19 protein-coding genes are annotated in these 24,230 nt (G+C 43.5%); 9 read left to right on the top strand and 10 right to left on the bottom strand.

All coding sequences use genetic code 11. The features are described from left to right. Nucleotides 1–3: 3 nt before the first annotated feature. Entirely contained in the window at nucleotides 4–2,859 is a 2,856-nt protein-coding gene (locus tag V6M43_RS06895; protein WP_332733628.1) for a S8 family peptidase, read from the bottom strand. Between the two features lie 132 nt (nucleotides 2,860–2,991). On the opposite strand from V6M43_RS06895, the gene V6M43_RS06890 reads away from it, so the two are divergent. Continuing rightward, entirely contained in the window at nucleotides 2,992–3,798 is an 807-nt protein-coding gene (locus tag V6M43_RS06890; RefSeq protein ID WP_332733626.1) for a M57 family metalloprotease, read from the top strand. Between the two features lie 124 nt (nucleotides 3,799–3,922). Here V6M43_RS06890 and V6M43_RS06885 read toward each other — a convergent pair whose 3' ends face one another. The 5 genes from V6M43_RS06885 to V6M43_RS06865 form a co-directional block, all read right to left on the bottom strand. Further along, nucleotides 3,923–5,230 (bottom strand): O-acetylhomoserine aminocarboxypropyltransferase/cysteine synthase family protein, encoded by a 1,308-nt coding sequence (locus V6M43_RS06885; protein WP_332733624.1) that lies wholly within the window; start codon nucleotides 5,228–5,230, stop codon nucleotides 3,923–3,925. Between the two features lie 66 nt (nucleotides 5,231–5,296). Continuing rightward, nucleotides 5,297–5,719, bottom strand: a complete 423-nt coding sequence (locus V6M43_RS06880; protein WP_332733622.1) for a hypothetical protein — start codon at nucleotides 5,717–5,719, stop codon at nucleotides 5,297–5,299. Between the two features lie 15 nt (nucleotides 5,720–5,734). After that, nucleotides 5,735–6,316 (bottom strand): YceI family protein, encoded by a 582-nt coding sequence (locus V6M43_RS06875; protein WP_332733620.1) that lies wholly within the window; start codon nucleotides 6,314–6,316, stop codon nucleotides 5,735–5,737. A gap of 92 nt (nucleotides 6,317–6,408) precedes the next feature. After that, nucleotides 6,409–7,764, bottom strand: coding sequence for a hypothetical protein (locus tag V6M43_RS06870; RefSeq protein WP_332733618.1), 1,356 nt, complete (start codon nucleotides 7,762–7,764; stop codon nucleotides 6,409–6,411). Between the two features lie 44 nt (nucleotides 7,765–7,808). Beyond that, complete coding sequence (locus V6M43_RS06865; protein WP_332733616.1) at nucleotides 7,809–8,411, bottom strand: YceI family protein; 603 nt, start codon at nucleotides 8,409–8,411, stop codon at nucleotides 7,809–7,811. A 269-nt stretch (nucleotides 8,412–8,680) separates the two neighbouring features. Between V6M43_RS06865 and V6M43_RS06860 the strand changes: the two genes are divergently transcribed. Continuing rightward, on the top strand, nucleotides 8,681–9,016 hold the full coding sequence (locus V6M43_RS06860; protein ID WP_039133884.1) for a four-helix bundle copper-binding protein: 336 nt from the start codon (nucleotides 8,681–8,683) through the stop codon (nucleotides 9,014–9,016). A 372-nt stretch (nucleotides 9,017–9,388) separates the two neighbouring features. Here the strand turns inward: V6M43_RS06860 and V6M43_RS06855 are convergent, their stop codons facing one another. Together V6M43_RS06855 and V6M43_RS06850 are read right to left on the bottom strand one after the other, a co-directional pair. Next, on the bottom strand, nucleotides 9,389–9,595 hold the full coding sequence (locus V6M43_RS06855) for a hypothetical protein (protein WP_332733612.1): 207 nt from the start codon (nucleotides 9,593–9,595) through the stop codon (nucleotides 9,389–9,391). A gap of 63 nt (nucleotides 9,596–9,658) precedes the next feature. Beyond that, nucleotides 9,659–10,309 (bottom strand): YdcF family protein, encoded by a 651-nt coding sequence (locus tag V6M43_RS06850; RefSeq protein ID WP_332733610.1) that lies wholly within the window; start codon nucleotides 10,307–10,309, stop codon nucleotides 9,659–9,661. Nucleotides 10,310–10,412: 103 nt separating this feature from the next. Here V6M43_RS06850 and V6M43_RS06845 point away from each other — a divergent pair, with 103 nt between their 5' ends. The 6 genes from V6M43_RS06845 (at nucleotide 10,413) to V6M43_RS06820 (ending at nucleotide 18,426) form a co-directional block, all read left to right on the top strand. After that, the gene (locus V6M43_RS06845) at nucleotides 10,413–11,756 is read left to right on the top strand and encodes an OmpA family protein (protein WP_332733608.1); all 1,344 of its coding nucleotides are present in this window, start codon (nucleotides 10,413–10,415) and stop codon (nucleotides 11,754–11,756) included. A gap of 95 nt (nucleotides 11,757–11,851) precedes the next feature. Next, on the top strand, nucleotides 11,852–13,051 hold the full coding sequence (locus V6M43_RS06840; RefSeq protein ID WP_332733606.1) for an ATP-binding protein: 1,200 nt from the start codon (nucleotides 11,852–11,854) through the stop codon (nucleotides 13,049–13,051). Nucleotide 13,052: 1 nt separating this feature from the next. Continuing rightward, entirely contained in the window at nucleotides 13,053–16,655 is a 3,603-nt protein-coding gene (locus V6M43_RS06835; RefSeq protein WP_332733605.1) for a response regulator, read from the top strand. Nucleotide 16,656: 1 nt separating this feature from the next. Further along, a complete protein-coding gene (locus V6M43_RS06830) occupies nucleotides 16,657–17,043 on the top strand; it encodes a response regulator (protein WP_332733603.1) in 387 nt (128 codons plus the stop codon). Continuing rightward, nucleotides 17,030–17,872 carry a CheR family methyltransferase gene (locus tag V6M43_RS06825; protein ID WP_332733601.1) on the top strand — a complete coding sequence of 281 codons (843 nt, stop codon included), beginning with the start codon at nucleotides 17,030–17,032 and terminating at the stop codon, nucleotides 17,870–17,872. Before V6M43_RS06830 ends, V6M43_RS06825 begins: the two co-directional genes overlap by 14 nt. Beyond that, complete coding sequence (locus V6M43_RS06820) at nucleotides 17,845–18,426, top strand: chemotaxis protein CheB (RefSeq protein ID WP_332733599.1); 582 nt, start codon at nucleotides 17,845–17,847, stop codon at nucleotides 18,424–18,426. The genes V6M43_RS06825 and V6M43_RS06820 overlap by 28 nt, the downstream gene beginning before the upstream one ends. Here the strand turns inward: V6M43_RS06820 and V6M43_RS06815 are convergent. Together V6M43_RS06815 and pta are read right to left on the bottom strand one after the other, a co-directional pair. After that, a complete protein-coding gene (locus V6M43_RS06815) occupies nucleotides 18,423–19,643 on the bottom strand; it encodes an acetate/propionate family kinase (RefSeq protein WP_332733597.1) in 1,221 nt (406 codons plus the stop codon). The two genes, V6M43_RS06820 and V6M43_RS06815, sit on opposite strands and share 4 nt — an antisense overlap. Nucleotides 19,644–19,660: 17 nt before the next feature. After that, nucleotides 19,661–21,754, bottom strand: coding sequence for a phosphate acetyltransferase (gene pta, locus V6M43_RS06810; RefSeq protein ID WP_332733595.1), 2,094 nt, complete (start codon nucleotides 21,752–21,754; stop codon nucleotides 19,661–19,663). A 183-nt stretch (nucleotides 21,755–21,937) separates the two neighbouring features. Between pta and V6M43_RS06805 the strand changes: the two genes are divergently transcribed. Then, nucleotides 21,938–24,229, top strand: coding sequence for a GH92 family glycosyl hydrolase (locus V6M43_RS06805; RefSeq protein ID WP_332733593.1), 2,292 nt, complete (start codon nucleotides 21,938–21,940; stop codon nucleotides 24,227–24,229). The last annotated feature ends 1 nt before the right edge of the window (nucleotide 24,230 follow it).

Genomic DNA, 24,230 nt, shown 5'->3' with positions numbered 1-24,230 from the left:
ACATCATTGTATTACGATCTTGCCAGTTCGTTGCTTTAGATTCCCCCCATGGATACGGTAAAAATAAATGCCTGCGGATAATCCGGTTGTATTTATTTCCTGTATCCTTTCTGTTAATCGTATTTGTTTCCAGATTCTTCCCTGTACATCATAGATCGTCATCTCTAATTCATCAATTATATCTGTAAGGATGCGCAATGGTTGCCCTCTCTTAACCGGATTCGGGAAAAGGAAAAGGGGTTTCTCACTGAATTGATAAACAGTTTCCGTATTAGTAAAGAACTGCTGTCCATCATCGGTTATTATCACGCCCCGATAAAGATTTACACCATCTCTGGCTGGAACAAAAAACCTGTTATCAGATAGAAAATTAGCCCCCGGATCATAAATGGTTACGAATTGGTTGCCATCAAATCTTTGTACCAGAATTTGCCGCACACCGTAAACGCTCCCAAGCAAAAAACTTATCATTGCCTCACCAGGTTCAGATGCAATTGCGAGAAAAGATCGCAGGTAACATTCCAGCAACTGGCTTTTATAGTTAAATGTATAAGCTTTCCTTCCAACAATTCCATAAGGAAGAATGGGAGCGACAGTATAATATTCAGCAGGATTATTGATTTTGGGTAAAACCAGAAAACTATCACTTACCATTCTGAAGGGCTGCATATATTTTCCTTCCAATCGGAACAATTGATATTGCTGAATATCTGGTGCTTTTTGCCAATATATCATAAAGGAATCAACACAATTGAAGCCTGTATTTATATCAAGTTCTTTTGAAAGACCAACCGTGTCTGAATAATATGTTTCAACTCCAACGGTCATCCTTAACAGAATACTCCTGTAAAGAGCCGGCGCTTCAAAAAATGCTTCCCCGGCTTCCAGGGTATTATTTTCATCAATGCTGGTCCATTGTTCACCACCATCAAAACTATATTCCAGCTTGCCAATTCCCTTCATAGATGATTCCCACCTGATCCTGTTTCTTGCACCACTTGTGAGGATATCGCCACGTACAGGATAGGTGAACAGAAAAGAACCAGTTGTATCATGGTTCCAGGAAAGCGCATATTCCTGGGAGGTAGTTAAAAGCGAATGCCCCCTTATCCTTACCTGGTAACTACCGGCAGGGGGTAACTGCAGCGATACCTGCTCTGAATTGTTTACACTATCACGACCCCTTATTGCAGAGCGCTCCAATGAATCAATATGTGGTGCCGTGCTTAAAACCCATGACTGCCACAATTGCCCCGATGGTATATGTATCAGTTCAAGATCAAGATCATTCACAAGAGCCTCTGATGTGTTTTCTGATGCGGCAGGGTCTGTCCAGTTAAGCGTAAGTTTCAGGTTTACCGCATTGGCAGGAATAGTGATTGTATGCACCGATGCGCCATCCTGTTGAACAGTGCCAAGGAAATATTTTACCTGTTCCAGGGTTCTGATCGCCTTTAGCGCATTAACTCTTCCAAAGCCGGAACGGTAGTCTATACCGAATGCCCCAACATCATCCGCACTATTGAATAATATGGATCGTGTTAAAGAGGAAGGCGGCATCTGACCATTTCGGTTAGCATATTCCTGTTGAAGCAGAAGTGATAAGCCCGATACAATTGCAGCGGCACCAGAGCTTCCATCTTCTCCAAATGCAACAAGTTCAGGTTTGATACGTCCGTCATGCGCCGGACCTTTTGAACTCGGTAAAAGCACATTACCGCTTGAATCCATGGCTCCAACACTGATACTGTTTTTACTCATTTTGAAGCTGCCAGTAAGGTTTGCATAGCCAGCAATGCCAGCGTATTTTCCTGTGGAAGAGCTGCTGTTCCCTGAATTTCCTGCAGAGAATACATGTTGTAACCAGGGAATCGAAACAGATTGCTGGTCATAGGCAGCAGCGTCGGCACCATAATAGTTCTCAATGCCCGTGCCATAGGAATGATTCTGGACTGTAATGCCTGTTTGTTGAATGGAATTGTTATTGTCTGGTAATAGATTTACAAAATCTGAAGAACTATATCCAGCAGCCCATGCCACACCTTTCCCGGTATAGAAACTGTTTCCTGCACCCGCTACAATGGTGGTCATGTTGGTGGCATGTGTGGCCGGCGTTGTAGCGGTCTCGGCACTAACTACAAAACGATTAACAAGATCAAGGTCGGTAGTATCCATAAGGTTTTCCTTTATGGACACTATCAAGCCATTGGCGTTCAGATCGGGACGGAAACTATGCAAAGCATTAACCCGGTTGGCAGACAGGTCAAATCCAGTCAGCTCTCTTTCGGCCCTGGGATGGTCTGCAATAGAGATGAAGGTTATATTGGCATCGTAGAGTGCCTGCTCACGGATCCACCGGAATGGCGCGCGTATTATTATCGCCTCCCCGAAAACCTTTATAAGCCTTATTCTATTTGAAACTGGTCGCAGGTATCTGTTTCTGAATGCAGCGGTATCAATAACTCTAAGCAATAACCGAATATTATCATTCTCCTTTGAATTTTGAAGGAATCGCTCAAGCAGCGGTGGACTCATTTTCCAGTTATCATTAACCGGAATCACCAATTTTGCCCTTTCTTTTAGTTGTGTATATTTTGCCTGGTTGCTGATAGAAACTATAAATATATCGTGGGATAGTTGGCGAAGAACCCTTACATCATCCGGAACCTGGGATGATACCACGGCAAAATGCCTCGTATCTGACTCAGGTAGCTGGGTATTTTTCGAGCCCTCCGCAATTTTTAAATAGGGAGCAAGAAGGGTGGTATCGGTTTTCTGCTTCTGTGCCAAAGCAGGGAAACAATTGAAAACCAATAAGAACATGAGCAGGTAAGCCCAGGATGAAAATTTTAAAGGCATGGATCTGTTTACTATTCGCCGCAACATTGTTGCATATTAGGACTGGAATATTAGTAAAAATAATATTAGTTTAATAGCGGAAAATAAGCTTTCCGGAATTTATTGACTTTCCAACTATTTAAACCAACACACATGTTAAAGCATTTTCGTACCATGTCATCAGTTGCGTTACTGATGATGGTTTTTGTTTCCTGTAAAAAAGAAGCTGTCAACGAAACACAACAGCTGGAAGTTACTGATGAAGTTGTAGCCAGCATCAGTAAACTTGGATTCTCTACCCATAATATTATGGCTGCTGAAGGGGGCTATGTTGTTGAGGGTGATATTTTCATTCCATCCAACGAGTTGAACCGCAGCCTTACCGGTGCAATTGTTCGCGTTGGTGAATCGGAGCAGTACCGCACTACTAATCTCGTAACGGGCTTACCAAGAGTAATTACTGTTTCGGTTGATTCCAAATTAAGTTCCAAATATGTAACCGCCACAGATGCAGCCCTAGCAAGGTATAATGCGCAAAACCTAACAATTACATTCCAGCGTGTTGCCAGCGGAGGAAATATTGTTCTTAAATCTTCTCCCCGCAATGCGCAATATTTGGCATCAGCAGGTTTTCCTACAGCTCAGGGAAATCCACACAATTCTGTTTTGATCAACAACTGGTATATGGACCGTAATGGCTGGGATGGTGGTACACTTGTAAGTGTAATTGCCCATGAGTTTGGTCATTGCATCGGCTTCCGTCACACCGATTATATGGATCGCTCTTATAGTTGCGGTGGTGGAACTGCTAATGAAGGTGCTTCTACCGTTGGCGCAGTTCATATTCCTGGAACTCCTACAACAGCTGATCCAAATTCATGGATGCTGGCTTGTATAGGTAATGGCGTAGATCGTCCTTTTAATGCCAATGACAGAACTGCCTTAAGTTATCTTTATTAATATCCCCTAAGCTTATTTACCAGGCCGGCTCTTGTAGCCGGTCTTTTTATTAAAAAAGGTTCCGGCGATTTACCGGAACCTTTCATTTGTTAATTATTCTATGTGAATCATTTCAAGATTTCTCTCAGGAACCTGCAGATTTAAAAGCAGATTCTATATCGTCTTTAATATCATCTATATGCTCAATGCCTAATGAAATTCTTAGTAAACCCGGCTCCACACCAGCCGATTTCTGCTCTGCCTCTGTCAATTGCTCGTGAGTAGTAGTAGCGGGATGAATTATAAGCGTTTTTGCATCACCCACATTCGCCAGGTGACTAATAAGCTCCAGGTTATTTACAAATTTATCCGCCGCATCTTTTCCTCCTTTGATCTTGAAAGACAATACTCCACCAAATCCATTTCTCAGGTATTTTTTAGCCAGCTCATGGTATTTGCTGCTCTTCAAGCCAGGATAATTTACATATTCCACCTGTGGGTGTTTCTCCAGCCATTCAGCAAGTTCCAATGCATTGTCAACAGTTCGCTGTACACGTAGACTTAATGTTTCCAGCCCCTGCAGGAAAAGAAATGAATTAAATGGACTTACTGCCGGACCAATACTTCGGAGCCCGGTTACCCTTGCACGAATTATAAAGGCGATATTTCCAAATGGTCCATCCGTTCCAAATATGTCCCAGAACTTCATGCCATGATAAGCTTCATCGGGCTCAGTGAAATAAGGAAATTTCCCATTACCCCAATTGAAATTTCCTCCATCAATTATGATTCCCCCGATACTGTTTCCATGACCGCCAATCCATTTGGTGGCAGATTCAACAATCACATTTGCTCCGAAATCTATCGGCCTGCAGAGAAAACCAGCTGCACCAAACGTGTTGTCAACAATAAGTGGAATATTATTCTTTTTAGCGATGTCAGATAATTTCTCAAAGTCGGGAACACTAAAACCTGGGTTACCGATTGTTTCAACATACAGTGCTTTTGTACGAGCATCGATCTTGCTTTCAAAATCAGCTGGGTCATCTCCATTTGCAAACCTAACCTCAAAGCCTAACCGCTTGAAGGTAACCTTGAACTGGTTATAGGTTCCACCGTATAGATAAGAGGAAGAAACAATATTGTCGCCCTGCAATAGAATGTTTTGTAATGCAATGAACTGCGCCGATTGTCCCGATGCCATGGCCAGGCCTGCAACACCTCCCTCCAGCGCCGCTACCCTTTTTTCAAACACATCTGTAGTGGGATTCATCAGCCGGGTGTAGATATTTCCAAACTCGCGAAGGCCAAACAGGTTAGCCGCATGTTCGGAACTGTCAAACACGTATGAACTGGTCTGGTAAATAGGAACTGTCCGCGATTTGGTTACCGGATCTGGTTCCTGTCCTGCATGTACCTGCAGTGTCTCAAAACGTAGATTTTGCTTTGACATCTGAAATTGTTTTTGCTTGATTTGTATGAGGGAGGATCAATGTCTACAAATATAGTAGGAAAAAAATCAACAGTCGAGTTTAGCAAACACAAAACCAGCTACAAATGCCTGTATAAAACCATAAAGCAACCAGGTGAGTATCATCCTTACAGAAACATCTATGGCACTGAAAGTCAACCACAGAACCGGGATCAGGGCTACAATGCCATATACCAGCGCTACTTCGAAGGCCCGCAATAAGCAGGGACCGGTAAATATTTCCTTATACCGCTCCCAGAACCAGAGCAGCGCAATGCTTATTACAATGGGGTGCCCGTAATAGAGCCAGTCCATCCTGCCGGCCGGACGAAAAACCGGGCTCAGGTATTCCATCGTTACACCCGGGAATAAATAAATGGAGAGTTTCAACATTACAAAACTCATCACCAGCAATGCAATGGAAGATATTGCTAGTGATAGAATTACTTTTTTCCAATGTAGTTTGAACATGACTTTAGGTGTTTATTAACCGGCCGCCCGAAGGCTTATTTTGAATTTTACCATTATATCTTCCTCTACTTTTATTAGTCCCGCAAGTTTATTTGGAGGCTTTAACCTGAAATCTGAAAAGCTGAGCTTCCTGATCCCTGAAAAACTAAGGCTATGGGGGGATGGATTACCCACCTCAAACATGATCTCAAATCTTTTGGTAACACCTGCAAGTTCAACCTCCACCACTCCCAATACTTTTTCGCCACTTTTTTTAAACCTGCCCACCTGGATCAGGTTGATCTTCATCTCCGGCTTTTCCTTTTCGCGAAGCGTCCGCCACATTTCCTTTGTCATCACCTGCTGCTCGCAATCAAACCAGCGGATCATTACTTTAAGTCCGCCTCCAAATGTGAATGCCGTATTCGGATTGTTATCCCGGAATATGGTTATGGTATCGCGATTGAGATATTGAACGGTCTGGCATTTAAAAGGAGCAACATTCGATTTTCCCTCAATGGTAAACACACTATTCTTGTCAATGATCCATCTTTCTGCAACTGGCTTTGATTCCGGAGTGAAGAATAAGTGGAACAATATGAAAAGAAGATTTGACATTAACTTGTCTTGTTGAATGTACCTGTTAAAAATAGGAAATGCCGGGTGATTCTACTACCCGGCATTTTTCCAAACACACATCAGAGAAAATATTAGAATCCAATTACTGCTTCAATTACATATCCATTGAATTTACCACCGTCCAGAATATCACCTTCTTTCCAACCTTTGTACTTCTGGTTAACGATCTCACCTTTCAACAGAATGTTTTTGGTCAGGAACCAACCACCACCGAAAGCGGTACGATTGATCTTCACATTATCATCATATCCTGGCAGTTCTGAACTTACATTGTTGAATCTTGCACCAAGGAAAACATTCTCGCTTTTGCCTATCCGGTAGATAACATCAAGGGCAGTCTGGTTCATTTTACGCTTATCAGGATCAGCAGCAGTTGCAGCATTACCTTTTGCAGTTTCATAAGTGCCAAACAGTTCAAGTCCTTTGTATTTACCAAATCCGTTCAGCATGATGGCGCGTACATTTCTGGTGAAACCAGGAGCGAAACGACCAGAACTGAATTTAGCTTTAAGATCAGCACCTTTTGCTTCCATAACAGCCCAGTAGTTTGAACCGGTACGGTCACCTGCATAGAGAACGTTACGCTGACTCCTGTTGTTTACATAGTAAGAACCGCTACCACGCAACCTGAAATCTTCAGTAACCTGCTTGTCAAATCCACCTTTCAGGAAAAGAGCAGGGAATTTTTTAGAGTTGTCATCAATATCAGTTGCCTGCTTGTTGATGGATGAGTTGATGGTACCATTGGTAACACCCACCATACCGAACCAACCATTCTTCTTCAGGTAAACTTCTGCACCGATCTCAGTTGAGAACGCATCAACAATAAGGTTCTCGATAAAAGGGTTGTAGATCGCATTACCACCATCAGTTCTGCGGAAGTGCTGGTCACCATAGTTGATCTCAAAGTGACCGATCTTGATAGTTGTGATATCCATCAGATCATTCCAGAATTTGCCTTTGAACGGCAGCTTGTCGAACTGGATATAACCACCTTTAACCCAGAATTCATTGTGGTGACGTGATGACATATAGTTTTCAAGAGAAACCCTGATACCATCTGCCAGCTGGAAGTCAATATTCAGGTTGGCTTGCGCGAGGTTGAAGCCAGGGCCCATTTCATAAAGAGGAATTTCACCTTTAGAGGCATTCTCATGGTCAAGGTTCTGGTACTGCTGTGTAAAACCTGCACCGAAACGTACACGTGGACCTTCAAATGCTATGCTGTCTTCTTTGGAAGTTTCAAACATATTGATACCACGCTTATCATAAGGTCTCCAGTTTGAAGGACGACCATAGAATTCTTTTACTTCCTTGCTTGGTTCTTTAATTGCTTCTTGTGTATCCTGGCCAAAGCTTATAATAGGAGCTGAAAGAAGAGCCGCGATGGCTATGATTTTTACTCTTCTGCTTGATAAAAGTTTCATAAGTAGTTACTTAAAAAATTTAATAAAGATTGTGTTTGTTTTGTTTAGGAGGCTTTTAATACGAGATTGTATTTTACTGTTATGCCGTCGCCGGTTTTAATGGTTCCGAAAACTGCGGTTGGGGGTTGAACTTTGTAGTCTGTCATCTTCAGTGTGTGCGCACCGGTAAAACTGATACTCTTATCTGGATTTATTTTACCATGTGCCACCAGTTCAACGTCTTTTGAAACACCGGAAATGGTCAGCTTACCTTTTGAAGTAAGTATGAAGCCATTGCCATTGGGTTTAATGCTGGATGAATTTGAGCTAAAACTGATATTTGGGTTTTTCGTTGTGTTAAGTGCTTTATATGTGTTTTTGTCCATCTGGTTGTGTTCACTCTTCAGGCTCTCTGCAGGAAGTACAAAACTGATAGCTCCAACTTCTTTAACACTAGCGCCATCCAGGGTAACGGTTGCTGTAACTTTTCCCTTTTGAGATTCCATCTTCCAGTCGTGAATATTTGAGGTTCCCTCGATCACTGTTTTGATCATTGATCCCTGGTAGCTCGACTGGCCATTCACAGAAGAAAAAATCGTCATTGAGGTGATGAATAAACCCAGCGGAAGCATCGCTTTCCTGATCAGGGTTTTTGTTAAGGCGTTCATTTTAATTCGTTTTATTCGTAATGCTTAATTGCTGGAACAAATCTATCCCAAGATTAATCCACCAATTATGACAAGCAACCCCTGAGGATGTGACAGTTGTCACTTAATTTCCTGATTATTGTTAGATTAGGTTATGACAGGGGGCTTTTGCTTTAATTGTGTACTTGATACACAAACAGTTATAGATCTGAAATTTGCTGCCTTCAACTCATCTGCCGCCTCCTTGCAGTGGCATGGTTTCTGAATAATTTTCAAAAAAACCATCAATTATGTCACATCAACAATACCAGCAATGCATTGAAGCTTGCCAAAACTGCGCAGTTGTATGTAATCATTGTGCTGTTTCCTGTTTACAGGAGGAAAATGTAAAGCACCTTACCGAGTGTATTGAACTCGATCTGGAATGTGCAATGATCTGTACAGCCGCTGCACAGGTTATGAGCGTTAACGGTGTAATGTCTGAGGAGCTTTGCAGGATCTGCGCCGATATATGTAATCGTTGTGCCGATGAATGTGAGAAACATGCTGCCATGGGTATGGAGCATTGTAAGGAATGTGCAGCCGCCTGCAGGCGCTGCGCCGAGATCTGTATGGAAATGGCATAATAATAACGCTCTTATATTACTCAGTAGGCCGCCCAATTCCAATTGGACGGCCTACTGTTTTATAGCCCTGGTCTATTCTATGTACAATGTTTGGGTAAAAATTGCATCATCCTTGGGTCATCTTAGGCTATTTCCAGGGTTATCCTAGGCTTTTAAGCATCAAAAACCCTAGGATAACCCTAGGATAACCCTAGGATAACCCTAGGATAACCCTAGGATAACCCTAGGATAACCCTAGGATAGATTAATAATCAGGCAATGGAAAAACAGCCATTGAACAGATTAACCCTGCTATTTGCAAACAAAAGGGCCGACTCATATAATGAGACGGCCCTTTGTTAAAGAGGGTGCAAATTTGCAGACCTCTGTTATTTACCCAACATGTGTGCGGGGAGACATTGACTTAACACCATTTTCTGCAGTGGTGCGGAATGGGTTGATTTGTTCAACCAGGCTTCTTCCCTTATCCTTAAGATCCTTAACCATTTTGTCCTTATCCTGCTGGTTCATTCTTGAATACTTGTAGTAAGCATAGGCTGCGAGTCCCGCCAAAAGGAGGGAGGTATTACTTCTTCTCATGATTTAAATTTTAAAGTGAATAAAGTTTCAATCTACCATAAGAATTAAAATACCATGCCAGCGTTAGTCGCGTATCAGATGTTTATTAAATCCTCTTTCCACCAGTTGTTGGTATGCATCCCAAACCTCATCGGGGATATCTTGTGGTACCTGGAAGCCTCTATCCGGGTAATACTTTATCCGCTGCAGGTCTCCCACCATAATATGAATTACTTTTTCAAGAGGGATCTCTGTATTATGGTATTGATCAAATGATAATTGTGGGGAAGTGACCAGTAGATCTTTATCGGGCCAGTGCTTTTTAAAAGTAGCGTAACTCCGCCTTTCCATATATGGCTTCTGCACAACAATAAAGCTTTGTGGATCCAGTCCATTTTCCGCTAACAGCCTTTTTGAAAACTGGATATTCTCACCGGTGTTTGTTGATTTGTTTTCAATAAGTATGGCCGAGGCAGGGATCCCACGGCTCATGGCAATAGCTGCAAACTTATCGGCTTCGGGCTCAGTCCATACACCCTGGGTGAGATTGCCGAGTCCCCCGGAAAACACGATCAACGGAGCCCACCCCTCTTCATAAAGATCACAGGCCCGGTCAGCAACCCTTAAGTCGTGGCTTCCCAAAGCCAGTATACAATCCGATTTAACCATGATATGGTTCATCTGGTGGTAGTTCCACACTTTGCGGGCCAGTTCAAGTACTTCATCATTTATCATGGATTAAACATAACAATTCATTCGCTTAATTCCGCAATCGGTAAAGGATGGACTTGATGGAAATTATGGGCTTATATAGTTTTGACCCCTAAACCTTATCGAGATGAGAATCAAGATCCTCTTATTGGGATTTATATTGTCCATTCCTGTTATAGTGCATGCCCAATTGGGAGACAGGATCATGAACCGTGTTAAGAACAAAGTAAATCAGCGGGCCGACCAAAAAATTGATAAGGCCATTGATAAAACGCTCGACGATGCAGAAGGCCGCGACAGAAATTCAAAGCCGGCACCATCTGCAAAACAAAAGAATGATCCTGTCGCCAAGCCAAAAGGAGAAGTTCCTAATAAAGAAGTAGCTCCCGCCAATGAGCCCGCAGCAGTTCCCGAAACACCTGTCGCAAGATCTTACGTCAAGTATGATTTTGTTGCCGGGGAAGAACTGATCTACATTAATAATTTCGAAACAGATAAGATTGGTGAACTTCCCGCGGGATGGAACACCAATGGGAATGGAGTGATAACAACAATAGAGAACCTTCCCGGAAACTGGATACAGTTTTCCCAGAACTCAGCATTCCTCACAGAAAACACAGCATCCTTCACAGACAACTTTACCCTTGAATTTGATATTGTGTTACGCCGGTTGAATCCAAAAGCTGTTTTCCCGCAAATAGCATTCGGTGTGATGAGTGCAGGAAATCTTTCTACCACCGATAACCAACTGCTGAAAAACTACAAGCAATTTGCCGCAGTTGAGTTGAAGTTGCAGCCATATGATAACGAGTCTTCCAATATGCATCTCGAAACCTACACAAAATGGCAGCGCCACCTGAATACCGATATTAGGAATTTCGGTAATCTGCAGCAGCATTTTAATAAACCATTGCATGTAGCTATCCACGTTCAAAAGGAAAGGCTTCGGATCTGGTTCAATGAAGAAAAACATTATGACCTGCCTAAGGCAATTGCCCCCGGCACCATTTTTAATCAACTTTATTTTAGCGTGTTGCGCTATGGCAGTGACGACAATGAGGTGGGCTATTCGATATCCAATATCAAGGTAGCAAAAGGATTACCGGATACACGTCACAAGCTGGTGGAAGAAGGAAAGTTCTCTACAACCGGGATCCTTTTTGATGTTAATGAGGCGAAGATAAAACCAGAGAGTGCTGGCATACTGGCGCAGATCGCGGATGTGCTGAAAAAATCACCGGGCATAAGGGTTAAGATAATTGGTCATACCGATTCTGATGGAGGTGCTGAAGAGAATATGACCTTATCACGTAACCGGGCTGCCGCTGTTAAGAAAGCTCTTCAGGAGCAATATGAAATAGATGGTTCGAGGTTAGAGTCGGATGGTAAAGGAGAAACAGTTCCGGTGGGGGAGAATTCAACCCGTGAGGGCCGCGCTAAGAACAGGCGTGTGGAGTTTGTTAAATTATAGTTTTGCTCTATGTATCCATAAAATGCAAATCGCATTCATAAAAAAAATCAAGGCTGTCCATTAGGATGGCCTTTTGCTTTATTTTCACACCATTAATGATACTAATTGTAGACGATAAGCAGGAGAACCTTTTCTCACTAAAGACGCTGCTTCAGATCCATGGATTTGAAGCGGATACGGCTGTTTCAGGAGAAGAAGCCCTGAGGAAGATTCTAAAAACAGAATATGAGCTTATCATACTGGATGTGCAGATGCCAGATATGGATGGCTTTGAGGTAGCAGAGGCCGTTAGTGGTTCCAGTAAGTTCCGGGAAATCCCCATCCTCTTTCTTTCGGCGGTAAGCATCGATAAGCGTTTTATCATGAAAGGTTACCAGTCGGGGGGAGTTGATTATGTAACAAAACCATTTGATCCGGATCTTCTCCTGCTTAAGGTTAAAACTTTCTGCAGGCTTTATCAGCAATCAAAACTGCTGAATGATGCGCAGGCCACCCTTGAACATAAGGTGGAAGAACGCACAAAGGAATTGGTAAGGATCAACAATGAACTTGAATTAAGAAATGCTGAATTGCAACAGTATGCTTTCATTGCCTCCCATGACCTGCAGGAGCCTCTCCGAAAAATACAAACCTTCACGAGATTGGTAAAGGAGCAGGTTTCTGACCGTCCTGAATCGGTACAATACCTGGAGAGGATCATAAATGCATCGGGCCGCATGCGCGATCTTATTGATGACCTCCTGAATTATTCACGGCTATCGGCGTTGCCGGTATTCAGCGAAATAGACCTTAATATGGTCCTGAATGATACTATCGCCGACCTTGAAGTATTGATCACCGAAAAAGGCGCAACCATCCACAAAGATGATCTGGTACATGCTGAAGTTAACCCGGGCCAGATGCGACAGCTTTTTCAGAACCTGCTGACCAACGCGCTCAAATTTTCTAATCCAGGTACCCCGCCAGTTATAAGTATTCGTTCCCAATTGGTTAACAGCCTTTCATTTGATGCGGTTCCCATTCAAAACGGTGAGTATGTAAAGCTTACAATTGAAGACAATGGGATCGGTTTTGATGAGCAGTATCTTGGCAAGATATTTACCATTTTCCAGCGACTGCATACAAAAGACCAGTATGCAGGTACGGGCATTGGACTGGCAATCGTAAAGAAGATCGTGGAAAAACATAATGGTATTATCACGGCAACGAGTGACGAGGGCAAAGGCTCTGCCTTTATTATTATCATTCCCCTCGTACAGCAAAAAATTAATAGCGAATTAGCGGAGAACATATAATATGACACTAATCCAATCAACTTTCAAGCGTAACCTGCTGATAGGCTTTGGCATTTCCTTACTGCTGTTAGCTGTCAGTTCAATTGCATCATTCATCAGTATCCGAAACCTGATGGACAGTGCCCGTCAGGTGGCCCATACGAATGAAGTTCGTAAGACAATTGATGAAGTACTTATTGCTGCAAAAGAAGGCGAAGCCGGACAAAGAGGCTACCTGCTTACAGATGATAGTCGATACATGAACCCATATCGCGGGGCATATGATAGGGCTAAGGATGCATTACGCCGGCTGGCTATTCTCATATCAGACAATCCGGAACAGAAAGCAGAATTAGACAAACTCAAGGCACTTGCTGACCAGCGTTTCTCCATGATGGAAATGATCATTGAGAAAAAGCAGAAAACGGGGATCGTACCTGCAGATCTGTTTAAAGGCATGGTGGTGATGGAAGAGATGGCCAGTATTGTTCAGGGGATGAAAGACAAAGAGAAGGCATTGCTCGATGAGCGTACCAATAAATTAAACCGCTTTGCTGCGGCAACGCCGATGCTTATAATTGTTGCTGCCAGTCTTGCCATATTTGTCACAATATTTTCTTTTTTCCGTGTAATAAATGATTTTGATTCCAGGGTTCAGATGCAGCAGGAGCTCATTAATAAAGACCAGGAAACTACGGAAAGGCTGGGTTTGATACGAGGCATTGCGGAAAAAATTTCGGCGGGAAATTATACTGTGCGGGTTAATGGGGAAGGTCGCGACCTCCTTGGAAGCATATCGGGTTCACTTAATAAAATGGCTGAATCCCTTGAGTTCTCTTTTTCAAAATTGTCACAGAAAGAATGGCTTCAAAGGGGGATAGGAGAATTAAATGAAAAGCTTATCGGTGAAAAAGACCTGGGTAATCTTTCTCATAACGTACTCGACTTTCTTTCATCATATACTGATTCGCAGGTAGGGGCTTTCTACCTGGTAAATTCACAGGACAGCTTACACCTGGCAGCAAGCATGGGATTGCAACAGCAAGGCCTTCAGCAAACAATTCGGTATGGAGAGGGTGTTGCCGGTATGGCCGCCCAGTCGGGTAAGATGCAGGTCATATCCGGATTGCAGGATTCTGAAATGGTGATAAGTTCCACATCAGCGAGCTTTCATCCCAACACAATTATCGCTTTCCCGGTTTATCATGAACAAAAGCTGAAAGCAGTTATTGAATTAGCTGCCATTAAAGAATACCCCGAAGCAGTTAAAGAATTCCTTACTGTTGCTCCTTTTAATATTGGGATGGCAATACATAGTGTGCGCGACCATCTGAGGGTTCAGGAACTTCTTCATGAAACACAAACCCAATCGGAAGAGTTGCAGAGTCAGCATAGTGAATTGGAAAATATCAATGCCGAACTCCATGCGCAATCAGAGAAGCTGCAGGCATCCGATGAAGAGTTGCGTGTTCAGCAGGAGGAGTTGCAACAAGCCAACCTTGAGCTGGAAGAAAGGAGCCGGTTGCTGGAGGAGAAGAATGAAATGATCATGGAGCGGAATATCGAAATTCAAATGAAGGCCGAAGAGCTTGCCACCAGCTCAAGGTATAAATCCGAATTCCTTGCTAATATGAGTCATGAATTGCGTACGCCCCTCAACTCAATTCTGCTGCTCTCCCGATTGCTTTCTGAGAATCATGAAGATAACCTCTCCCCCGACCAGGTTGAATATGCAAAGGTGATACAATCGTCAGGCAATGGATTGCTTACGCTGATTGATGAGATACTTGATCTTAGTAAGATCGAGTCCGGGAAAATGGAACTTGAATATAATGATGTGAACATAAATGATCTGGTGGATGAAGTCGGTTCAATGTTTTCGACTTCGGCAACAGAGAAAGGTATAAGCTTTGAGGTGAAGGTTGCACCGGGAACACCATCGCTGATCGAAACGGACAGGCTGCGTGTTGAACAGGTTCTCCGTAACCTGATCTCTAATGCCATGAAGTTTACTGCCTCCGGGGGTATCACTGTTGATGTATCTTCTTTTGACTCATCCATACTTTTTCGTGTGATCGATACCGGTATAGGTATACCAAAAGAAAAACAGGACACGATCTTTGAGGCCTTCCAGCAGGCCGACGGTTCTACGAGGCGCAAATTCGGAGGAACGGGGCTGGGACTTTCAATCAGCCGTCAGCTTGCACGCTTGCTTGGAGGAGACGTTACAGTGTCAAGTGAAGAAGGCAAGGGTAGTACTTTTAGCTTTATTGTTCCCGTTAAAAAAATGGAGAATAGGGATCAAAGCAGTGAAGAAAATGATTTTGCAACTCCGGAATACCATGAAGAAACCAGTGAACCGGTTTCTTTTAAAGAGAAGGATGAGTTTATTGCCGATACAATACCCCAGGCTGTTCCTGATGATAGAAACAATATCAAAAAGGATGACCGGGTTATTCTGATAATAGAAGATGATACTGCCTTTGCAAAATCCTTGCTCGATTTTGCGAGGCGTAATAAATACAAGGGTATTGTAGCAGTAAGAGGCGATGAGGGTGTGGCTATGGCAAAAAAATACCTGCCACTTGGAATTTTACTTGATCTTCAGTTACCCGTTAAAAGTGGCTGGGAAGTTATGGAGGAGCTGAAATCAGACCCGGCAACAAGGCCCATCCCGGTGCATATGATGAGTTCATACCAGATGAAGACAAAAAGCATTTCTAAAGGCGCCATAGATTTCATAAACAAGCCCGTTGCCTTTGAGAAGATGAGTGAAATCTTTAAAAAGATCGAACATGCCCTCTCGCGCGAACCGAAAAAGGTTTTGATAGTTGAAGAGAACCATAAGCATGCGGAGGCGCTTGCCTATTTCCTGGATACTTTTAATGTTGCGTCCGAAATAAAGGACAGCATCGATGGCGGTATCAAAGCATTGAATAATGATGATGTTGATTGCGTGATACTTGATATGGGTATACCATCCCGCCAATCATATGAGACCCTGGAAGAAATAAAGAATTCGCCGGGTATGGAGCATCTTCCCATCATAATATTTACCGGAAAGAATCTCTCACATATGGAGGAAATGCGGATCCGTCAGTATGCCGATTCCATTGTGGTGAAAACAGCCCATTCGTACCAGCGCATATTGGATGAGGTAACTCTTTTCCTGCATCTTGTAGACCAGAATAATAAGGAGGAAAAACGCCCCAGGTATAGAAAAATGAGTGCGCTTGCCGATGTGCTGAAGGGGAAGAGAGTTCTAGTGGCTGATGATGACGTACGTAATATTTTCTCCCTTAGTAAATCATTGGAGCAATACGGGATGGAAGTGATTTCTGCGATTGATGGTAAGGAAGCGATGAAGCAGCTTGAATCAAATGAAAAGATTGATATTGTACTGATGGATATGATGATGCCCGAAATGGATGGCTATGAAACAACCCGTGCCATCAGGGAAAGAAAAGAATTCAGAAACCTTCCTGTTATTGCCGTTACCGCCAAGGCCATGACGGGCGATAGGGAAAAATGTATAGAAGCAGGGGCTTCTGATTATATCACCAAGCCAGTAGATGTTGACCAATTGGTATCACTCTTAAGGGTATGGCTTTACACAAGTAGCTAAGATGAACAAACAGCCTCAAAGCATTCTTATCATTGATGATGATAGCAGAAATATTTTTGCACTTTCTGCTGTTTTGAAAGCCCGCGGATATACATGCTATTCAGCAAGTAATATGCAGGAGGGTTTTACTGTGCTGGCTCAGAATGACTCCATTAAGATCATCCTGATGGATATGATGATGCCTGAAATGGATGGCTATGAAGCCATTCCACGTTTACGCGCAAACGCCGATTATAATCATCTGCCAATCATAGCGGTTACAGCGCAGGCGATGGCAGGTGATCGTGAGAAATGCCTTGCCGCGGGTGCCGATGACTATCTTTCAAAGCCGGTTAACATAGAGCAACTCGAGCATATCCTAAATAAATACCTCGATGCGCAGCCTTAACAAGCATATTATTGGTGATGAGGAACTGGAGCAGTTATTAAATGAATTGTTTCTTACCCATGGTTATGATTTCACCAATTATGCCCAGGCTTCACTACGCAGGAGAGTGAATCGACTGTTCATTGTTGACCGGATATCAAGTTTCGCTGAATTGTTCTATAAGGTTAAGACCGACAAACAGTATGTAACGCATTTAGTTGAAGAGTTAACTGTAAATGTTACAGAGATGTTTCGCGACCCGCATGTTTACAAGTTCCTTAGGGAGAAGATCATCCCAGTGCTGGCAACGCATCCGGTGATCCGTATCTGGCATGCAGGATGTTCTACCGGTGAAGAGGTATATTCCATGGCCATCTTATTGGATGAAGCCAATCTTTTGCATAAAAGCCTTTTATATGCTACTGATGTAAATCCTTCAGTTATAGAAAATATCCGCAAGGGCGTCTTTCCCCTTCATCATATGAAGCAGTACTCCGAGAATTATATTCAGTCGGGTGGCAAACGTGATTTCTCTTCCTATTACACAGCGAAATATGATTGGGCCATATTTGACCAGAAGTTTAAAGCAAGAATGATCCCGGCAACACATAACCTGGTATCTGATCGTTCTTTCAATGAGTTCCAGGTGATATTCTGCCGGAATGTTCTTATATATTTTGATAAGGAACTTCAGAATAAAGTACTTGATCTCTTTGATGAAAGCCTGGAAAAGCTTGGTTACCTGGTTCTTGGCTCAAAGGAGAATATCAGGTTCTCACATATTGTTTCTAAATATGATCAGCCCGACCCACAAGAAAAAATATGGAGGAAGCTAAAATCAGAAAAGTAGACGCCATCGTAATTGGTGGATCTGCAGGAAGCCTCGAGCTTATCCTGTCAATTGTTGGTGCTTTACCTGCATCCACAAGAACAACCATCATCATTATTGTTCATCGCAAAAATGATTCTGAATCGCTATTGGAAGACCTCATTAAAAGCCGGACTTCCTTAAGGGTGCGGGAGGTGGAAGATAAAGACCCATTGCGGCCATCTACAATTTATATAGCACCTCCTGATTACCATCTTTTGTTTGAAAGCAGGAAGGAGTTCAGCCTCGACATGACTGCGAAAGTGCAGTATAGCCGACCCTCTATTGATGTGAGCTTTGAATCAGCCGCAACAGTATTTAAGGATTCACTTGCCGGTTTACTTCTTTCAGGGGCTAATGCAGATGGCACGGCGGGATTAATATCCATTTCTTCAAATGGGGGCATTGTACTGGTGCAGGATCCCTCCACAGCTGAAGTTGATTATATGCCACAACATGCCCTGGCAAATGCAAAAGTGGATTTTGTTGTAGCCAGTAATGATCTCCCTGCTTTTATTGCCTCAATTTGTAATTAATCATACTCAGTAGCATTCTCTCCTGTTAGCAGTTCATAACACTGCTTTACAATTTCCAGTTCCTCATTAGTAGGGATCACCATGATCTTTACCCTGGCGTTTTCTGTATTGATTTCCCTTGTGCCTGTATGGGGCATTTCGTTTTTAACCTCATCCATCTCTATTCCCAGGAACTCGAGATTGCTGCAGATCCTCTTTCTTATCTCGGTATCGTTTTCACCCACGCCCGCAGTAAACACCAACGCATCGAGGCCATTCAAAACGGCCACATAGGCGCCTATCATTTTTTTAATGCGATACGCATAAAGGTCATAGGCGAGGTCGGCTTCTTTATTACCAGCCGTTATTGACTTTCGGATATCCCGCATATCACTAAAGCCTGTTAATCCCAGCATGCCACTGGATTTATTCAGCAGGTTGCTGACTTCCTGTGCACTGAACCCTAATTGTTCAATGAGATGAAATATCACCGATGCATCAATATCACCCGAACGTGTGCCCATGATCAGTCCGCTCACCGGACCAAAGCCCATGCTGGTGTCAACCGATCGCCCTGCATCAACGGCCGACATGCTGCATCCGTTGCCCAGATGAATGGTGATGATCTTTGCTGCCGGGTTGTTCAGCTTTTTCATGGCCTGCTCACTCACATACTTATGCGAAGTGCCGTGGAAACCATAGGCCCGTATTCTCTTCTCAGTATAGAATTTGGCGGGGATGGCATACCTGTAGGCCTTTTCAGGCATGGTCTGGTGAAAGGCGGTATCAAAAACAGCGATCTGTTTTGCATTAGGAAAGATTTTCTCAGCCACTTCAATGCCAAGGTAATTGGCGGGGTTATGCAATGGCGCAAGGGAGAATAATTCCTTGATCTTATCTTTTATGGGTTCTGAAATAATGGTGGTGGCCTTGAAGCTTTCTCCTCCATGTACTACCCTGTGCCCTACTGCATCAATCTCTTCAGGATTTGCAATAACACCTATCTGCGGGTCGGTCAGTAGTCGTGCAACTTCGTGTAAGCCAGCCTGGTGATCTGCCAGTGTGAGTGATTCCCTAGTAACCAACTCCTGCCCATGTTTCCATGTTTTATGTGTAATGGATGAGCCTTCGAGACCGATTCTTTCTACCAGCCCACTACAAACCGGATTCTCCTGGGGCATCCTGAATAATTGATATTTGATGGAACTACTTCCTGAATTGATCACAAATATGTTCATCTTACTTTCTTTATAATTTATACTTCCTGCGCCTGGATTGCGGTAATGATGACAGTGTTGAAAATATCATCTACTGTACATCCGCGACTCAGATCATTGATGGGTTTATTCAGTCCCTGCAACATTGGACCGATAGCAAGGGCGCCAGTTTCACGTTGAACCGCCTTATAAGTATTATTGCCCGTATTCAGATCGGGGAAGATCAAAACACTTGCCTGTCCGGCTACTTCAGAACCCGGCAGTTTCTGCCTGCCTACGCTGGGGTCCACCGCCGCATCATACTGGATGGGACCCTCCACTTTAAGGTCGGGCCGTTTCTGCTTTACTATAGCCGTCGCTTGTCTTACTTTCTCCACATCCGCGCCTTCCCCTGAACTGCCGGATGAATAAGACAGCATGGCAATTCTTGGTTCGATCCCAAAGCGCTGGCTGCTCTCAGCGGATGAGATGGCTATTTCAGCAAGCTGCTCGGCAGTAGGGTCTGGATTTACAGCACAATCCCCAAATACCGAAACCCGGTCGGGCAGGCACATAAAAAATACTGATGATACTGTTGAGATGCCCGGCTTTGTTTTTACAAATTGCAGCGCCGGCCTGATAGTATGCTGTGTAGTGTGGATGGCTCCAGATACCATCCCATCCGCATGACCTTTATATACCATCATGGTTCCGAAATAGGAGACGTCTGTCATGAGATCGTGGGCCATCTCCATGGTTACATTTTTATTTTTGCGGAGCTCATATAATGTTTCTACATAGTCTTCGTAATGTTCGGAATGGGCTGGATTAATAATTCGGATCTTATGCAGATCAAGCGTTAATCCCAGTCGCTTTACCGTCGCCGCAATTTCAGCAGGATCTCCCAGAATGGTGAGCTCTACCAGTTCCTGGTTGATTAATCTTGCAGCAGCTTTAATGATACGGTCATCATTTCCCTCAGGTAAAACAATATGTTTGATCTTGCTTTTGGCCCGCTTCGCAAGCTGGTACTGGAACATATGTGGCGTAATACCCTCGGGCTTGAAGGTGATGATCTTTTCATCAAGCGCCTTCACATCCACGTATTTTTCAAATGTGCTGATGGCCAGCTGGATCTTCTTCTTATTGTCGGCCGTTATCCTTGAATTGATAGATCCTAATTGAGTGGTCGTGCCAAATGTTCCTGTTTGTACTGATATGATGGGAAGTACTGATGGGAGGCCTTCCACAAGACGAAGAACAGGCTTGTCGGGCTCAATACCCGCCGTAAGTACAATACCCGCGATCTTTGGATAATTCGCAGAGAGGTTAGCCTGGATGGCGCCAATAATTATGTCGCCCCGGTCGCCCGGTGTTACAATTAGGCAATTTTCGGTTATATAATTCAGGAAACTCGGTAACTGCATTGCACCGGTAACAAAATTATCAACCTGGTTATTAAGTTCATTTTCACCCAGGATAAGTTTGCCCCCTATCTGTTCATAGATTTCTTTCATGGTTGGATTCTGCAGGTCCTTGTTTTCTGGGATCACCGCAAGAATGGTATCATGGTTCAATTGTGATGAGAGGAGATCATGGACATCATCAACCATTTCTTTTTTAACCTTATTGGCAACAACTGCAAGTACCTGGATGTCGCGCGTACGGAAATTCCGTAGCAGGGTCTGAACAGAATTGATTAGTTGTGAAGTGGATTTTCCTGATCCGGAAACAACAATGATCACCGCTGCATTGAGGTTCTTGGCGATTGTGACATTTGTTTCGAATTCAAAAGCAGTGCCTTCACCCAGGTAATCGCTTCCCTCAATAACGGTGAAATCATATCGCTCCTCAAGCTTCTTCACTTTGCGGATAACAGTCTCAATCAACTCTCCCCTCGATTCACTCTCCATCTGCCGCATTGCCTGCTGCCGGGTGAACGCATAGGTATCTTCATAGGGGATCTGTAATCCGAAATGATTAACCAGTGTTTCAATATCTATGTCTTTCTTTTCTTTGGGGTCATCATTAATGATCGGTTTGAAATATCCCACCTTACGGGCCTTGCCTAATAACATGTTCACCACCCCCAGGGCTACTATCGATTTTCCGCTATAGGGTTCTGCCGTAGCAATGAAAATTGTTCTGGTCATAAGTTATACCATGGTATTTTGTGCAAAATTAATGTCGCCACACCGGTAAATTATCTAACATTCATCATGTGAGGAAATGAATAATGTTTGTGTTCGGATAAGGTGCACTGTTTATAATCAGGTTTTTTATATCAGGGTAGCTGTAATTTTCCGGTTTGGATAAGAGATAAGAAAATTTTTCATATGAGTCATCTATCTGTATCAAGGGCCTTTAAATGGTCCTGTTTGCTGTTAATGCTCCCATTTTTGCGCATTTCTGTATCGGCACAAACTGCAGGTTCAGGCCCCGATATTTTGAAACATGTTGATCCTTTCATTGGAACAGCTGGTCACGGGCATGTTTTCCTGGGTGCTAATGTGCCCTATGGCGCTGTTCAGTTGGGTCCATCAAACATTATGCAAACATGGGACAAGTTCAACGGCTGGGATTGGTGCAGTGGTTACAACTATATTAGTAAGGAGATTCTTGGCTTTACCCATACCCATCTCAGCGGAACCGGCATTGGCGACCTGAATGATATCCTGGTACTTCCCGCTAATGGGAAAGCCATGTTAAGGCCCGCAAAGTTCAACAACATGAATAGTGGTTATGGATCCGGTTTCTCCCACGAAAAGGAAAAATGCAGTCCCGGTTTCTATAGTGTTCATTTGGATAAATACAATGTAGATGTGCGTCTTACAACATCTGCGAGGGTTGGATTTCATGAGTACCATTTCGGGAAAACAGATAATGCCCACCTCCTCGTTGATCTATCGTTCGGGATGGGATGGGATGCTGCTACTAATACTTATTTCCGTCAACTGGATGATTCAACATTCCTTGGATATCGGTTTTCGAGTGGTTGGGCAAAAGACCAGCGGGTATTTTTTGCCATGAGGCTTTCAACAGGAGTTAAGCGTATGGAGCTTTATGAGGATACCCTAAAACTGGAAGGTAACGAGGCGCAGAACAAGCGTTTGAAAGCATTGCTCTACCTGGATCTATCAAAAGATGCCATCGTGAAAATTAAAGTTGGATTGTCGCCGGTAAGCCCTGAAAATGCGCTTGCCAACATAGAAGTAGAGATCCCGCATTGGGATTTTGATAAAGCCCTTTCAGCAGCAGAAGAAAAATGGAACGGCGAGTTAAGCAAAATAGTTATTGACGCTGATGAGAAAGTAAAGAAGATATTTTACACATCGCTCTATCATACACTTTTCTTTCCTTCTGTTTTTAATGATGTGACAAGAGAATACCGCGGCACTGATAAAAAAGTTTATACGGATCCGGGGTTCCATAACCATACCATTTATTCATTGTGGGATACCTACCGCGGTTTGCATCCGCTCATGACCATCATCCATCCCGAAAAGGTGAATGATCAGATCCGAAGCTTCCTTGAAATTTATAAACAACAAGGCAAGTTGCCGGTATGGCACCTTCAGGGCAACGAAACCAATACCATGGTAGGATATCCTGCCGTGCCCATTATCGTTGATGCATACCTGAAAGGTTACCGCAACTATGATATCAAGCTGGCGTATGAAGCAGTACGCCATTCGGCGATGCAGCAAAGCGATGGCATTCAGTACCTGCAAAAGATGCAGTTTATTCCCGCCGATAGTGTTGTTGAATCGGTAGCGAAGGCACAGGAATACGCTATTTCGGATTGGTGTATTGCACAGATGGCAAAGGATATGGGAAAAATGGATGATCACAAATATTTCAGTGAGCGTTCAAAATTATATAATCAATATTTCGACCGTTCTACAGGTCATATGCGTGGAAGACTATCCGTAGATCAGTGGCGAACCCCCTTTAACCCCTTTAATGCAGCCCACAGGCAGAATGACTACTGTGAAGGAAATGGCTGGCAATACACCTGGCTGGTGCCGCATGATGTACCCGGACTGATCAGTTTATTTGGAGGCGACAAGCTTTTTTTAAATAAGTTGGATTCATTGTTTACGGTACCGGCTGCAGGACTCAATGCAGATGCCTCTCCTGATATTTCGGGAATGATCGGACAGTATGCACATGGTAATGAACCCAACCACCATATCCCGTATCTGTATAATTATGCAGGGCAGCCATGGAAGGGAGCGGATCGTATACGACAGGTGATGGATACTTTTTATACTGACAGGCCCGATGGCATCTGCGGTAATGAAGATGCTGGTGAGATGTCGGCCTGGTATGTGCTCTCTGCTATTGGATTTTATCCTGTAAACCCAGCTAACGGGCAGTATGTATTTGGCTCGCCCATCATCAAGGAAGCTACCATCAATGTTGGCCAGAACCGGCGATTCAATATCCGGGTATTGAACCAGGGCAGGAAAAATAACTATATTCAAAAGATACTGCTTAATGGCAGGCCATATACAAAATCATATATACTTCACCGTGATATTGTTTCCGGAGGTGATATGACAATTGAAATGGGAGCCCATCCATCTAAAACATTCGGGCTGAATGTTTCAGACCGGCCGAGGTAAA

The organism is Flavihumibacter sp., assembly GCF_036676075.1.
GTDB lineage: Bacteria > Bacteroidota > Bacteroidia > Chitinophagales > Chitinophagaceae > Flavihumibacter.
The sequence above is the reverse complement of the archived record's forward strand: the minus strand, read 5'-3'. Positions and strand labels throughout refer to the sequence as shown.

What these genes read in the sequence shown, in the direction of transcription:
- V6M43_RS06845 (WP_332733608.1), top strand. Translation starts at nt 10,413, where the DNA reads ATGAGAATCAAGATCCTCTTATTGGGATTTATATTGTCCATTCCTGTT.
- V6M43_RS06895 (WP_332733628.1), bottom strand. Translation starts at nt 2,859, where the DNA reads ATGCCTTTAAAATTTTCATCCTGGGCTTACCTGCTCATGTTCTTATTG.
- V6M43_RS06830 (WP_332733603.1), top strand. Translation starts at nt 16,657, where the DNA reads ATGAACAAACAGCCTCAAAGCATTCTTATCATTGATGATGATAGCAGA.
- V6M43_RS06835 (WP_332733605.1), top strand. Translation starts at nt 13,053, where the DNA reads ATGACACTAATCCAATCAACTTTCAAGCGTAACCTGCTGATAGGCTTT.
- V6M43_RS06815 (WP_332733597.1), bottom strand. Translation starts at nt 19,643, where the DNA reads ATGAACATATTTGTGATCAATTCAGGAAGTAGTTCCATCAAATATCAA.
- V6M43_RS06880 (WP_332733622.1), bottom strand. Translation starts at nt 5,719, where the DNA reads ATGTTCAAACTACATTGGAAAAAAGTAATTCTATCACTAGCAATATCT.
- V6M43_RS06855 (WP_332733612.1), bottom strand. Translation starts at nt 9,595, where the DNA reads ATGAGAAGAAGTAATACCTCCCTCCTTTTGGCGGGACTCGCAGCCTAT.
- V6M43_RS06840 (WP_332733606.1), top strand. Translation starts at nt 11,852, where the DNA reads ATGATACTAATTGTAGACGATAAGCAGGAGAACCTTTTCTCACTAAAG.
- V6M43_RS06885 (WP_332733624.1), bottom strand. Translation starts at nt 5,230, where the DNA reads ATGTCAAAGCAAAATCTACGTTTTGAGACACTGCAGGTACATGCAGGA.
- V6M43_RS06860 (WP_039133884.1), top strand. Translation starts at nt 8,681, where the DNA reads ATGTCACATCAACAATACCAGCAATGCATTGAAGCTTGCCAAAACTGC.
- V6M43_RS06870 (WP_332733618.1), bottom strand. Translation starts at nt 7,764, where the DNA reads ATGAAACTTTTATCAAGCAGAAGAGTAAAAATCATAGCCATCGCGGCT.
- V6M43_RS06875 (WP_332733620.1), bottom strand. Translation starts at nt 6,316, where the DNA reads ATGTCAAATCTTCTTTTCATATTGTTCCACTTATTCTTCACTCCGGAA.
- V6M43_RS06865 (WP_332733616.1), bottom strand. Translation starts at nt 8,411, where the DNA reads ATGAACGCCTTAACAAAAACCCTGATCAGGAAAGCGATGCTTCCGCTG.
- V6M43_RS06820 (WP_332733599.1), top strand. Translation starts at nt 17,845, where the DNA reads ATGGAGGAAGCTAAAATCAGAAAAGTAGACGCCATCGTAATTGGTGGA.
- V6M43_RS06890 (WP_332733626.1), top strand. Translation starts at nt 2,992, where the DNA reads ATGTTAAAGCATTTTCGTACCATGTCATCAGTTGCGTTACTGATGATG.
- V6M43_RS06825 (WP_332733601.1), top strand. Translation starts at nt 17,030, where the DNA reads ATGCGCAGCCTTAACAAGCATATTATTGGTGATGAGGAACTGGAGCAG.
- V6M43_RS06805 (WP_332733593.1), top strand. Translation starts at nt 21,938, where the DNA reads ATGAGTCATCTATCTGTATCAAGGGCCTTTAAATGGTCCTGTTTGCTG.
- pta (WP_332733595.1), bottom strand. Translation starts at nt 21,754, where the DNA reads ATGACCAGAACAATTTTCATTGCTACGGCAGAACCCTATAGCGGAAAA.
- V6M43_RS06850 (WP_332733610.1), bottom strand. Translation starts at nt 10,309, where the DNA reads ATGATAAATGATGAAGTACTTGAACTGGCCCGCAAAGTGTGGAACTAC.